12 protein-coding genes and 3 pseudogenes are annotated in these 12,037 nt (G+C 46.5%); 8 read left to right on the top strand and 7 right to left on the bottom strand.

What is annotated here, in order from left to right; genetic code table 11:
* A pseudogene (locus BGK46_RS17450) lies at positions 1 to 131 on the bottom strand (IS5/IS1182 family transposase); the annotation flags it as partial.
* A 41-nt stretch (positions 132 to 172) separates the two neighbouring features.
* Complete coding sequence (locus tag BGK46_RS11130; protein WP_069589324.1) at positions 173 to 769, bottom strand: GGDEF domain-containing protein; 597 nt, start codon at positions 767 to 769, stop codon at positions 173 to 175.
* 364 nt (positions 770 to 1,133) lie between these two features.
* On the opposite strand from BGK46_RS11130, the pseudogene BGK46_RS17900 reads away from it, so the two are divergent.
* A pseudogene (locus BGK46_RS17900) lies at positions 1,134 to 1,304 on the top strand (transposase family protein); the annotation flags it as partial.
* 89 nt (positions 1,305 to 1,393) lie between these two features.
* On the opposite strand, the gene BGK46_RS11125 reads toward BGK46_RS17900, so the two are convergent.
* Positions 1,394 to 1,933, bottom strand: a complete 540-nt coding sequence (locus BGK46_RS11125) for a hemerythrin domain-containing protein (protein ID WP_069363067.1) — start codon at positions 1,931 to 1,933, stop codon at positions 1,394 to 1,396.
* Between the two features lie 183 nt (positions 1,934 to 2,116).
* Between BGK46_RS11125 and norR the strand changes: the two genes are divergently transcribed.
* The 3 genes and pseudogenes from norR (at position 2,117) to moeB (ending at position 4,808) form a co-directional block, all read left to right on the top strand.
* On the top strand, positions 2,117 to 3,652 hold the full coding sequence (gene norR / locus BGK46_RS11120; protein ID WP_069363068.1) for a nitric oxide reductase transcriptional regulator NorR: 1,536 nt from the start codon (positions 2,117 to 2,119) through the stop codon (positions 3,650 to 3,652).
* Positions 3,652 to 4,056 (top strand): YbaN family protein, encoded by a 405-nt coding sequence (locus BGK46_RS11115; RefSeq protein WP_069363069.1) that lies wholly within the window; start codon positions 3,652 to 3,654, stop codon positions 4,054 to 4,056. Before norR ends, BGK46_RS11115 begins: the two co-directional genes overlap by 1 nt.
* Positions 4,053 to 4,808, top strand: a pseudogene (gene moeB, locus BGK46_RS11110) (molybdopterin-synthase adenylyltransferase MoeB). The gene BGK46_RS11115 and the pseudogene moeB overlap by 4 nt, the downstream one beginning before the upstream one ends.
* Here moeB and BGK46_RS11105 read toward each other — a convergent pair.
* Positions 4,805 to 6,010, bottom strand: a complete 1,206-nt coding sequence (locus tag BGK46_RS11105) for an NnrS family protein (RefSeq protein ID WP_217492734.1) — start codon at positions 6,008 to 6,010, stop codon at positions 4,805 to 4,807. The pseudogene moeB and the gene BGK46_RS11105 sit on opposite strands and share 4 nt — an antisense overlap.
* 307 nt (positions 6,011 to 6,317) lie before the next feature.
* Here BGK46_RS11105 and BGK46_RS17750 point away from each other — a divergent pair, with 307 nt between their 5' ends.
* Entirely contained in the window at positions 6,318 to 6,581 is a 264-nt protein-coding gene (locus BGK46_RS17750; RefSeq protein ID WP_069589323.1) for a hypothetical protein, read from the top strand.
* A gap of 61 nt (positions 6,582 to 6,642) precedes the next feature.
* On the opposite strand, the gene mog is transcribed toward BGK46_RS17750, so the two are convergent.
* The 3 genes from mog to ubiU are packed head-to-tail and all read right to left on the bottom strand — an operon-like array spanning position 6,643 to position 9,080.
* A complete protein-coding gene (mog, locus tag BGK46_RS11095; protein ID WP_069363072.1) occupies positions 6,643 to 7,179 on the bottom strand; it encodes a molybdopterin adenylyltransferase in 537 nt (178 codons plus the stop codon).
* 31 nt (positions 7,180 to 7,210) lie between these two features.
* Positions 7,211 to 8,083 (bottom strand): U32 family peptidase, encoded by an 873-nt coding sequence (locus BGK46_RS11090; protein WP_069363073.1) that lies wholly within the window; start codon positions 8,081 to 8,083, stop codon positions 7,211 to 7,213.
* A 4-nt stretch (positions 8,084 to 8,087) separates the two neighbouring features.
* On the bottom strand, positions 8,088 to 9,080 hold the full coding sequence (gene ubiU, locus BGK46_RS11085; protein ID WP_069589322.1) for a ubiquinone anaerobic biosynthesis protein UbiU: 993 nt from the start codon (positions 9,078 to 9,080) through the stop codon (positions 8,088 to 8,090).
* A 93-nt stretch (positions 9,081 to 9,173) separates the two neighbouring features.
* Between ubiU and ubiT the strand changes: the two genes are divergently transcribed.
* Genes ubiT through BGK46_RS11070 form a run of 3 tightly spaced genes read left to right on the top strand, consistent with a single transcriptional unit; the run spans position 9,174 to position 11,902 of the window.
* The gene (ubiT, locus tag BGK46_RS11080; protein ID WP_069363075.1) at positions 9,174 to 9,671 is read left to right on the top strand and encodes a ubiquinone anaerobic biosynthesis accessory factor UbiT; all 498 of its coding nucleotides are present in this window, start codon (positions 9,174 to 9,176) and stop codon (positions 9,669 to 9,671) included.
* 33 nt (positions 9,672 to 9,704) lie between these two features.
* Positions 9,705 to 11,066 carry an oxygen-independent coproporphyrinogen III oxidase gene (gene hemN, locus BGK46_RS11075; RefSeq protein ID WP_069363076.1) on the top strand — a complete coding sequence of 454 codons (1,362 nt, stop codon included), beginning with the start codon at positions 9,705 to 9,707 and terminating at the stop codon, positions 11,064 to 11,066.
* 44 nt (positions 11,067 to 11,110) lie between these two features.
* A complete protein-coding gene (locus BGK46_RS11070; RefSeq protein ID WP_069363077.1) occupies positions 11,111 to 11,902 on the top strand; it encodes a cytochrome P450 in 792 nt (263 codons plus the stop codon).
* Positions 11,903 to 12,037: the final 135 nt, after the last annotated feature.

Below are 12,037 nucleotides of genomic sequence, written 5' to 3'. Positions count from 1 at the left end.
TTTCCATGATGCTCTTTGCAGTTCCAAGTCTGGATAGCGGCGTCATCAACCCAAAAGGTAATCGAACCACGATTAATCAGTGCTTGATTGTATTGCTTCCAATTGCTGATTTTATACTTGGCTTTGCTCATCATCTGAGACCGGTTTTGAGGCGTTGATGATCTGATCGCCGCTAGAGTGATAAGTTCAATGATTTAGGAAACAACGCCTCGTATCGTTGCAAATGACGATGACATTCACGGTGCAACCTATCAATATAAAGTGCCATATCGCTGGCACCGTCTAACGCTACAAGGCAGGCAAAGCGGTCTGCATGGACACGCGAGGTGAGTTTATCGAGTAGCGTTGATATCTCAATGGCATGAGCCATGTCAGACAACAGGTGATTGGTACGTTCAAACCCAAGTTTGTTAGTGAGTGATGTAAACGCATCAATGTCGATAATCACCAAAACATACGAGGTTTGTTGCTCCCGTGGGGCGAGCAAGGTATCCACATGACGCATAAACACTGACGGGCTGTGCAACCCTGTGACACTATCAATGTCACTCGCTCGCTCTAACGCTAGGTTATTCCTTCTTGCCAGGTTCCAGAGCATAATCGATGTCACCACCACAAAGAAATGCCCTTTAAATGCTTGTGCTAATTCATGCATCTCTAGATTCGTTGCCAACGCAGTCACCACGCGATCGGAAAAAAGGATCCACAAAGTCGCAAAAAAGAAATAGATAAACGCCAGTTTCAGTGCGTAATAGTTCGTTTTTTTCATTGTGGTTCCCGTGCGATGACGTCCATTCAACCTTTTTGCAACACCCTACCTCACGCCCACCGTGACGCAAAGTGAAGGAGGCAGCAATAAAACCGACCTCTTTCAATCCATTATTAAAAATGAGACAGCGCTTTTAAAGTGTGTAACTGCATATTAGGTCTAATGTTAGTTGTTCGCCAGAAAAAACGACAATAAACAACCTACTAATTGACAAACGCCTTCCATCTATATTAGCCATCTCATCAATGATTAGGCGTTAGACTACCTAGCAGGGCGAGATCGCGAACGTTTTTTAACCAAAAAGGATCGGTTTGACGAGCACCTTTGGCTGTGATCATATAGGCCGATTCTAAAATAGTTCGGGATGGATACCGTGGACATCGATACATGTAAAGACTACTTCAGCGCCGTTGATGATAATCGCTAGAGTGCCAAGATAACCTACCCGCTATTCGGCCTACTTTTTTCCTCATTATGCGCGGTTATTTCGAGGTCGAGAGGATGGTACGAGATTCAAGAATACATCCCTAAACACCTTCTCTAATGAAAGCGCTAAAATAGCTTAAAACAGGATCAAATACAGAATATTCGCATTTGCATTCGACCCTTGTCACTTCAGATTAGTTACTGACACGAACCACAACAGAAGTTTTTACCGTGCTCTGACGCTGCTGCCTGTTTTTCAGTAAAAAGTATGTTGTTCTCCAGGTGAATATGCTCGTGCAAATCATCCTGTAACTCTTTTAAACCATTGTACAGAGCTGTCCAAGTACCACATGCGCCTTCCGGTAGTGTCAGATTGTTGGTTAACCGATTAATTTTCACCAACTCGGCTTCGTGCTGCACGTGTTCTTCTTCCATAACAGAAATAGGACCACTTGGATACACACCGCGCGACAGCATTGGGAAAAGAATTTGTTCTTCTTTCATCATATGACTTTCCAATTCCTGCAACATAGCGTCCAGATGCTCCGCTAAACCGCGTGGTGCGAGTTCGTGGTCACCATGCACGTCTTCCACTTTCATTGCCAGTTGCTTAAGTTCTGGTAATTGCTCACGATGGCGTTGATGGAAACGTAAATAAATGTGCTCGATTAATTCCTGCGCTGTTGCTTGTTGCCATTTGGCTTCGCTATCCGCCAACCTTTGCTGTAAATCACTCATGCTAAACTCCTTAACTTAATCCGCAACTCCAGGAACTACTCCCGGATGAAACATGAATTCCTAAGTAACAGTGCAACAAGTGCGCCAACTTCTATCCAATTGTAATTATTGACATTCAGAAACCCCACGGTAGTATCAACCCTAACAATTAGGGTAGTTTTTACCAATATAGTGGATTTAACTATGCTACAAGAAAGTGTTTTAGCCGACTTATTAACAGAGCAACCTGCCGCTGTGCGGTTGCAGAACCTCGTCAGCACGTTGCGACGCCATTTTAACTGTGGTGCAGTCGCTCTGTTGAAGCTTGATAACGAAGTGCTGCAACCCATTGCCGTACAGGGACTTGTGCGCGAAGCTTTGGGCCGTCGCTTTGTGTTGGCGCAACATCCACGTCTAGCGACTTTGCTGTCGTCTCGCTCAGCCGTCCGTTTCGAGCATGACTCAGCCCTGCCTGACCCCTACGACGGTTTACTGGCTGACCAACCGGGCGACGCATTGCCCGTACATGACTGCATGGGCATTAGTTTGTATTTGGAAAGCAAATGCTGGGGCGTACTGACACTCGACGCGTTAGAGCCTGGGACATTCACTGACGATTCCATTATTGAATTACAAAAATTTAGCTTATTTGTAGAAACCGCCATTCGCATTGGCCAGTTAGAGCAGAACGTTCGCGCACTACGCCAAGGGCAAAAACATTCGGTCGAACACAGCAGTACCACCGACGCCAATGAGTCAGAAATTATTGGTGAAAGCAAAGCCATTCATGCGGTATTAAAGGAGCTTCGGGTTGTCGCGGGTGCGGACTTGCCCGTGTTGCTATTGGGCGAAACCGGGGTCGGTAAAGAACTTTTCGCGCGGGAATTACACCGACTGTCGCAACGCAGCGACAAGCCGCTGATATACGTAAACTGCGCCGCATTACCCGAGTCCTTAGCGGAAAGTGAACTCTTTGGTCACGTAAAAGGCGCTTTCTCGGGCGCAACCAGTGATCGATCCGGGCGTTTCGATGCAGCTAATGGCGGCACCCTGTTTTTAGATGAAGTCGGCGAGTTACCGCTTTCCATACAGGCTAAATTGCTACGCGTACTGCAAAACGGTGAAATTCAACGCCTCGGCTCCGACAAATACCGCAAAGTGGATGTGCGTATTATTGCCGCGACCAATCGAAACCTGAAACAGCAAGTCAGTAACGAAACCTTCCGTGCCGACTTGTACCATCGCCTGTCCGTGTATCCACTGCCGATACCACCACTACGTGAACGTGATGACGATGTTTCCATTCTGGCCGGTCATTTTTTAGAGCTGAACAGGGCTCGGCTAGGCTTGCGCGCTATTCGCTTGTCGCCTGAGGCTGAGTTGGCTATTCAACAGTATCAGTGGCCTGGTAACGTGCGTGAACTTGAGCACGTCATTAGTCGGGCCGCCATTAAACTCTTAAGCCATGGTATCGACAAAAATGATATCGCCAGTATTGAGCCCGAAATGCTCGACCTGGACGTACAGTTGCCTTCAGTAGCAGACTCAAGCGCTCAAAGCAGTGACGCAAATTTACCGGCACAGAGTTTGTCGATGAAAGAAGCGGTACAATACACACAGCGCAAAATGATAGAAGCCGCGCTTGAGCGTAACGATGACAGTTGGAGTAAAGCTGCTAAAGAGCTCAAGCTCGACTCCAGTAATTTACATAAAATGGCCGCCCGATTAGGAATGAAGTAATGACCCGAGCGCTTTTAATGAAAATACTATGGCGCTCTTTGGTCGCATTCTTTGTTTTACTGGGGCTTATTGGTATTGCCCTGCCGGTTATGCCCACCGTACCGTTTCTTATTGCCGCGTTATGGGCGGCCAGTAAAGGCTGGCCCCGCCTAGAAACCTGGTTGGTCAACCATCCAAAATACGGACCAGATATTCGGGCCTGGCGCGATAACCGAGTAGTGAAGCGCCGCTCTAAAGTCATTGCACTGGTGATGATGGCCGGTGGTTACGTCATTTTATGGCTGTTTGTACCGCAAGTGCCCGTTTGGCTGAAAATAACCATCGGGGTGGTATTGGTCACTGTGGGTACCTGGCTAGCCAGTCGCCCTGAGTCCGTGCCTGTACCGCCAGAGGAGTCATTATGAATAAGACACTGTCAACGGAACAAATGATGCGCTACAACCGTCATATTGCGCTGCCGGCAATGGATATAGATGGTCAGGAGAAGTTACTTAACAGTCACATTCTGATTATCGGCATGGGTGGACTTGGCTGTGCTGTAGCTCCTTATTTAACAGCGGCCGGTATTGGCGAGCTGACATTGATCGATGACGATACCATTGACCGTCACAACCTTCAGCGGCAGGTGTTATTTTCAGAGCAAAGCGTCGGTGAACCAAAAGTCGAAGCCGCTAAGCGCCGGTTGCAGGAGCTTAATGGCGAAACCCGTATTCAAACGGTTAATACGCGAGTTGATGAAGACACGCTGCAACCATTAGTCAGCGCTGCGACCCTGGTTGTCGATTGCTGTGACAATTTGGAAACACGCAACGCTGTGAATAAAACCTGTCTGCAACACAAAACGCCTTTGGTGTCCGGCTCTGCCATTCGCTTTGAAGGGCAAGTAGCAAGCTTTTCCATGCAAAATGACAGCGCGTGTTACGGCTGTCTGAGTCAATTCTTTGGAGAGTAGCAACTCAGCTGCACCGAAGCCGGCGTGTTGTCGCCACTGGTGGGGGTTATTGGCACGATGCAAGCCGTAGAAGCCATAAAAATAGCGGCCAACATCGGTCAGCCGCTTTATTCATCATTGTTACTGTTTGACGCACTGCACAGTGACTGGCAACGGATGAATTTGCAAAAACACCCTACTTGCCCCCACTGCTCTGAAGCTTAACCCGGGTTACCATCTGCTCGTGGCGTGGTGAGCACTTTGAAGTAGACGACCACGTAAATGCTGTACGCAATGGCCCAGGCTAACGTGCTCAGCATTAACCACTGGCTGGTCAGTTCCGACATAAACCAGATAAGGAAAACACGCGTTACTGCCGCAATAACCACCAGTAAAAACGCCCCCCACATAATAGGTTTTGGCTGAAGCGGGCGCCCGCTATGCCCTAACGACACCCGGGCTATCATGCTTAAAATCATGTTACCCATAGCGCCAGCCGTCAATGCATGCATAGCCAGGCTTTGCGTAATTTCAATACCGGCATAGCGTAGCGCAAAGAGCGCTAAACCAATTGGTATGAACCAGTAAGCAATATGCAGCGACCACAACAGCGGCACCCGCCAGGTTATCCAAATTTTCCAACGCGCTACACGAACAGCTGTTGTTATGGCACAAAAGGCGAACAACACAACCATTACCTGGCTCGGCAACAGCGTATGCAGGTTAAAAAAGTGCACCGCAAATATCAGCCATAAGCTGCCCAGTGCCATTTTATCCAGCCAGGGCAATGCCTGAACTTTCTTTGTCATGGTGCCGTTGGCCGTAAACATTGGCAGAACACGCCCGCCGATAATGGCCATTAGCAATGTCACTAGGAATACAGCATTATAAGCTCCCAGTACTTGGATGTTGTAATGACCAAAATGCAACCCGTAGTGCATCAATAGATTACACACCGTTAATAACAGCAGAATGGGGACAAAAAACAGGTTTCTGGTTTGGTTAATTTTTAGCACCATTATGCCAAACAAGAATGCAGCAACAGGCAGAACACTGACATCCACCGCCGCCACAAGCCACCACGGCAAGTTTTCACCAAACAACAATAATAATCGTGCCGCACTCCATAGCACCGTCACTACTAGCAAGGTATTACCATGCGGCGCGCGCAGTCCCGTCCAGTTCTGCACTGCAGTGAGCAAAAAGCCCAGCACAATGGCAACTACAAAACCGAAAATCATTTCATGGCTGTGCCAGAACATAATATTTCCGTACACCGGCAAGCTCACCTTCCCCGCCAGCGCAAAGCCCCAAAGCAGAATTGCCACAGCACTGAATAGTGCGCCTAGCAAGAACAGAGGACGAAATGCTTGTCTGAGTATCGGCGTTATTTGATCTTCTTTCTCTCGGTTTGTGATCTGCATCATAGTCACCTGAACACTTTAAAGATGTATTTATAATATATGTTTTAAACGTAAAAAAATAGCGTTCTAACGCCGAAAATAAATTAGTACCCCTCAGTTGATTTGGCCGTTTCTCATACTCGTTAAACTACCTCTAAAGGGGTAGTTAACTGCTGAAAAACAACTGTTCTGTCTTGATTTTGTCATGCCTACTTTGGGGTGGCTTTAACTTACGCCTAATACTTGTAGCTATTTGATACTAAAGAATTTTATCGAACTTCACAGTAAAGTTTAGGTATCTGACTTAAACGGATCTAACTGGAGGTCTTCGATGAACCAACCCCTGTCAGCAACAGGTGGTCAACGCAATTACGCGCTGGTGTTATCAACACTGGCATTTACACTTTGTTTTGCGGTTTGGACCATCTTTTCAATTATCGGCATTCAGATTAAGGAAGACTTTAATCTGACCGATACTCAACTTGGCTTGCTTATGGCAACCCAAGGCGAGAACATGAGTGTTCATTTATCAATCATCGCCGATATGTCTGCGGCTAAAACCTTCTCTAAAAAGCTGAGGTTGTTGATCTGGTGATACCAATCAACAACTCACACCGCATTCTTTTTGGCTAATACACCAGAAATCACTGTAGCTCTTATTTTTTAGGACGGAAGGGTTTAATCACCGTTTCGTTACACTCCAAATAAGGGCCTTCCATAAGGTCAATGCAATAAGGCACTGCCGGAAATACCGCGTCTAAGCACTGACGAATGGCTTTTGGCTTACCAGGTAAGTTGATAATTAGCGATGAGCCGCGTAAACCCGCAGTTTGGCGAGAGAGAATGGCGGTTGGTACGTACTTTAACGACTCTTGTCGCATCAGCTCCCCAAAGCCCGGCATCATGCGGTCGCAAACTGCCTCAGTTGCCTCGGGAGTGACATCGCGTTTAGCCGGGCCAGTACCACCGGTGGTCACCACCAGACAACAGCCTTCTTTGTCGACTAAGTCTTTTATGGTCTGTTCAATCAGCGATTGTTCATCTTCAATTACCCGATACACCAGCTGCCACGAAGACGTTAAGTAGTCATTTAATGTCTCTTCAATAGCCGGACCTGAGACATCCTCATATTGACCCCGACTGGCGCGGTCGCTGACCGTAATAACACCAATACGTGCGATATCGTCTGACATAATTGCCCTTTTGTCTCTTAATTCCGTGTATTTATGCCGTCACTAACCCGGCAAGCTGTAACCAATAGCCGTTACTTTCTTTGCTGCTCAATTTTACGGGATGATCGCCATCAACATTGTTACGGAAACGATCTAGCCAGTCAAAAGTACCTTGTGGTTGCGGACTAATACGGACGATATCCACTAACCCCTGCATACTCGGAAGTTGGTTTATCAGGTTATAACGAGTCCCCGATTGGGTTTGAATGCCGTTAAGTACAAACACTTGCTGTCCTTCCTGGCTTTTCACTTCACGCCCTTCGGGGTACTTGATGCAGCACAGCTCACACTGATCTTTCGGGCGGTTTTCAGATCGCGCAGTAAAACAGCGACCCGACCAGGCAAGCGGCATATGTCCAAACGAGAATACCTCAACATCGAAGCAGTCACGCACGCTTTCAATGACCTTTTGCTGCAAAATATCCTGCAACCAGTCACGCGACAGCTCAAAAGGTGCTACCCAACGGTTCATGCCCATATCAATTAAACGACGCAGGCTTTGGTGATTGTAGATGTTAATGGCCGGCCCAGCAGTGAAGTTCAGTCCTTGCTCCTGTAACAGACTAATAGCGCTGACATCGTTGGCTTCGACCTCAAATTCGCCGTTGTCACAATATTTACCAAGCTCCCGCAACTCGGCCGGGGCTTCCAGCAACGTCATAGTTGATAGCGTCACTTTCTTACCGGCTTCCCTGAGCATGTGTGCAATTTCAAGGTAATCGTCAAGCTTAAGCTCGCGGCGTTTACTACACACGGTTTCACCCAAATACACATGCTCGACGTTAGAGTCAGCGGCTTCGCGGTAAAAATCCATGACTTGTTTTTTTGGCCAAAAGTAAAGAATCGGCCCTAGAGAAAATTTCATATCATTACTTCCATTTCCGATGATACGCACCGAGCGTGGTTTGACTACCCTCTGAGAGCGATGCAAGAACCGAGTTCCAATTGTCAACAACCTCAAAACCATCAGGGTCGGCCATTACGGCATCAATAGCCTGGCGCCAGACTCGGGTAATTTGTGAGACATAGGCAGGACTGCGCTGACGGCCTTCTATTTTGAGTGAGGTAATGCCCTCTTTGTGTAACTGCGGTAGTAGGCTCAAGGTGTTCAAACTCGTGGGCTCTTCCAGAACATTATAGACCTCGTCGTCGACGGAGAAGCGTCCTTTACAGAGCGTCGGATAGCCCGCTTTTTCGTTTTCAGCAAAACGGTCTATCAGCACGCCGTTTAACCGTGACTCCAGTTTGTTGTCTTGCTCGTCCCACTCAACAAAAGCAGCAGGCGAGCAGGCACCCACGGTATTGGGCGACTCGCCGGTCAGGTATGAGCTTAGGTAGCAGCGCCCTTCCGCCATAATGCACAAACTTCCGAACGCAAAAACTTCGAGTTCAACGTCCGTTGTTCGCGCAAGTGCACGGACTTGCTGCATCGATAGTACACGAGGCAGTACCACTCGTTTCACACCGTATTGTTGATAAAAACGAATTGCCTCGGCATTGGTCGCCGACGCCTGCACCGATAAGTGCGTTTCTACTTTCGGGTAGCGTTCGGCGGCATAAGCCAACACAGCCAGATCGGCAATAATCAGTACGTCTGCACCAGCCAGAACGGCATCATCGACCGCCTGGCGCCACTTCTCCCAGCTGTTGGCATGCGCGAACGTGTTGATAGCAACATGCAGCTTTTTACCGTGCCGATGCACATAATCAGCCGCTTCTGACAGCTTCAGTTGGTCCAAATTAAGGCCCACAAAGTGTCTCGCGTTGGTTTCATCTTTCAAACCAACGTAAACCGCATCGGCTCCATTTTCGATAGCCGCTTTTAATGCCGGAATACTTCCAGCCGGGCAAAGCAATTCCATTCAAACCTCTATTTAGTTGTTTTGTGGTGCGCAATTTGTTTATTCATTATAGTATTGATAACATCTTTTTTGTTATTTCACGAGGAGCGAATCATGAGTACCAAAAAATGGGTAGATGCCATACCTAAAATAATCCAGCCAATTAAAAATTCAATCCCAGATCCAATTGTAAACTTCAGCATAGAAAAGGTTTTAAACCAGTTATTTAAAGAGGAGAAAATAAAAGGAGAGCTTAGTTTTATCGCTGAAAGGATCATTGAGATTCATGTTAAAGACATTGATTTTTCTATGTTTTTTACTCTTAAAAACGAAAAAATAAAAGCACTCAGAGGGCCTCAGGAGCCTGACGTAACGCTATCAGCAACCGGTGATGCGCTTATTTTATTGATCTACAACAAGGTTGACCCTGATACGTTATTTTTCAACCGAAAATTAATGGTAAAAGGAAATACCGAATTAGGGTTACATCTCAAAAATTTTTTAGACACTATCGAGGTACACCAAAAGCTACCAAAGGTTATTTATTTAATCGGTGATCGTTTTAGTGATTTTATTTACAAAGAGAAAAGTGAAACAATACCTCTCAATTAGTTAAGCTATTTTGAAGCACGTCAATAGGTAGTTATGAGCACGATCATTTGGGATAAGAAGTTAATCGAAAAATACAATATTAACGGCCCCAGATACACATCATATCCGACGGCATTAATGTTGTCTGAACAGTTTTCTCAAGATCGCATCGCCAATGCACTGAAGACGAACGGCGATGAACTGTGCTTATATCTACACTTACCATTTTGTCATAAACTCTGCTATTACTGTGGCTGTAACAAGATTATTACCCGCCACCAGCATAAAGCAGACAAATACTTAGACTACCTCGCACAAGAAATGGCGATGTATCAGCCATTAGTTAAAAACAAGAAAATTCGTCAAATTCACTTAGGCGGGGGAACGCCTACCTTTTTGACCGAGAAACAACTGACACGACTGATGAGCTCGATTCATCAACATTTTACCTTTGCCGAAAACCCAGAGGTGAGCATTGAGATAGATCCGCGCAGTTGCAGCGATGAGAAACTGTATCACCTGCGTGATCTTGGATTTAACCGTGTCAGTTATGGCGTACAGGACTTTGATAAGAAAGTACAAATTGCCATTAACCGCGTGCAGGATGTCGATCTTATTGCACATCAGTTAAAACTCAGCAAAGAACTGGGCTTTGACTCAATTAACCTCGACTTAATTTATGGCCTGCCGTACCAGCGCCCGGAAACCTTTAAGAAGTCGATAGAGCAGGTCATTGAAATGAGCCCCGATCGTATTTCCGTATTTAGCTACGCGCATTTACCACAGCGCTTCGCTGGGCAGAAGAAAATATCGGAAGAGTCCATTCCACAGCCGTCAGTTAAGTTAAGCTTGCTCGAACAAGCCATTACTCAGCTCAACGACGCGGGCTATCAGTTTATTGGCATGGATCACTTTGCTAAAAAAGACGACGGCTTAGCCATTGCCCAACGCGAAGGTCGCTTACAGCGTAACTTCCAGGGTTACACCACAGACGGTCAGGACGCATTACTAGGCTTGGGCGTGTCCTCTATTAGCCAGGTTAATGGTGTGCTATGGCAGCATGAAAAAGAGCTACCAGCTTACTACAAAATAATAGATGACGGACAAAAGCCCATTGTTAAAGGCATGGCATTGAACGACGAAGACAAAGTGCGGGCAGCACTTATTTCACAAGTCATATGCCACTTTGAGATCGATATAGAAATTTTTAAAGCCGAGTGGAATATCGACGATTTCTGGGCACACTTTGCTGAAGCCATACCGCTATTGAAACCGTTTATTGAAGACGGCTTGGTCGACGTATCCGACAAAAAACTCCGCGTCACAGAAATAGGCCGCCTCTGGGTACGCAGCATTTGTGCCTGTTTCGATGAGTACCTAAATCACGGTCAAAATCGCTACTCCAAAGTGGTTTAATATGAAGAGGCCAGATTGCCTTGTACGATTAATCAGGAGATTGTATGAAAAATTGTCATTGGGAGCCTTCCGAACAGCAGGATCAAATTGCGTCACTTGATGAGCTTAGGCAAAAGTGTCCTGTTGCCCAAAGCGAGATGTTAGGTCATGCGGTACTAACGCATAGCGATGTCCGCTCGGTTATCGAAGATCATGAAACGTTCAGCAATGCAGCAGGCTCCCACTTGTCGGTTCCAAACGGCATGGATCCGCCAGAGCATGGTATTTTTCGAGAAGTGATTGAGCCGTACTTTAAGGCTGATCACTTACGGGATTTTGAACCCACTTGTCGGCAAATTGCTCAGGCTATTATTAGCAGAATTACACCGAATACGGCATTGGATGTGGTCAGTAAAATCGCAAAGCCTTTTGCATTACATATTCAGTGCGCCTTTCTCGGTTGGCCAGAATCGCTAACAGGAACACTAGGCGAATGGCTTGAAGCAAACCAGCAGGCCATTGTGAATAACGATAGAGCAACGTTAAAGCAAAAGGCAGATGAGTTTGAAGCATTGATTCATGAACAGCTCGACGTTCGCAGACAATCAGGCTCAACCAAAGGCGACAATACATACCGCTTAATGAATGAAACAGTCACAGTGAATGACAAAACACGCTACCTTCACGAAGAGGAAATTGTCAGCATTTTACGCAATTGGACCGCTGGCGAAGTTGGCACCATTGCTGCTGCTATTAGCAGTATTTTCAACTTCTTCGCAGAAAATCCACTTGTTGCTGAGCAAATACGCAACGGCGACTTAAGTACCGATGACGGGCGTTGTTTCCTAAATCATTGAACTTATCACTCTAGCGGCGATCAGATCATCAACGCCTCAAAACCGGTCTCAGATGATGAGCAAAGCCAAGTACAAAATCAGCAATTGGAAGCAATACAATCAGGCATTGGTTAACCGTGGTTCGATTACCTTTTG

The sequence above is a fragment of the Salinivibrio sp. SS2 genome (assembly GCF_001722075.1).
GTDB lineage: Bacteria > Pseudomonadota > Gammaproteobacteria > Enterobacterales > Vibrionaceae > Salinivibrio > Salinivibrio proteolyticus.
The sequence above is the reverse complement of the archived record's forward strand: the minus strand, read 5'-3'. Positions and strand labels throughout refer to the sequence as shown.

Excerpts from the sequence above, each read along its gene's own strand:
- BGK46_RS11130 (WP_069589324.1), bottom strand. The coding sequence starts at position 769 with ATGAAAAAAACGAACTATTACGCACTGAAACTGGCGTTTATCTATTTC.
- BGK46_RS11125 (WP_069363067.1), bottom strand. The coding sequence starts at position 1,933 with ATGAGTGATTTACAGCAAAGGTTGGCGGATAGCGAAGCCAAATGGCAA.
- norR (WP_069363068.1), top strand. The coding sequence starts at position 2,117 with ATGCTACAAGAAAGTGTTTTAGCCGACTTATTAACAGAGCAACCTGCC.
- BGK46_RS11115 (WP_069363069.1), top strand. The coding sequence starts at position 3,652 with ATGACCCGAGCGCTTTTAATGAAAATACTATGGCGCTCTTTGGTCGCA.
- BGK46_RS11105 (WP_217492734.1), bottom strand. The coding sequence starts at position 6,010 with ATGATGCAGATCACAAACCGAGAGAAAGAAGATCAAATAACGCCGATA.
- BGK46_RS17750 (WP_069589323.1), top strand. The coding sequence starts at position 6,318 with ATGAACCAACCCCTGTCAGCAACAGGTGGTCAACGCAATTACGCGCTG.
- mog (WP_069363072.1), bottom strand. The coding sequence starts at position 7,179 with ATGTCAGACGATATCGCACGTATTGGTGTTATTACGGTCAGCGACCGC.
- BGK46_RS11090 (WP_069363073.1), bottom strand. The coding sequence starts at position 8,083 with ATGAAATTTTCTCTAGGGCCGATTCTTTACTTTTGGCCAAAAAAACAA.
- ubiU (WP_069589322.1), bottom strand. The coding sequence starts at position 9,080 with ATGGAATTGCTTTGCCCGGCTGGAAGTATTCCGGCATTAAAAGCGGCT.
- ubiT (WP_069363075.1), top strand. The coding sequence starts at position 9,174 with ATGAGTACCAAAAAATGGGTAGATGCCATACCTAAAATAATCCAGCCA.
- hemN (WP_069363076.1), top strand. The coding sequence starts at position 9,705 with ATGAGCACGATCATTTGGGATAAGAAGTTAATCGAAAAATACAATATT.
- BGK46_RS11070 (WP_069363077.1), top strand. The coding sequence starts at position 11,111 with ATGAAAAATTGTCATTGGGAGCCTTCCGAACAGCAGGATCAAATTGCG.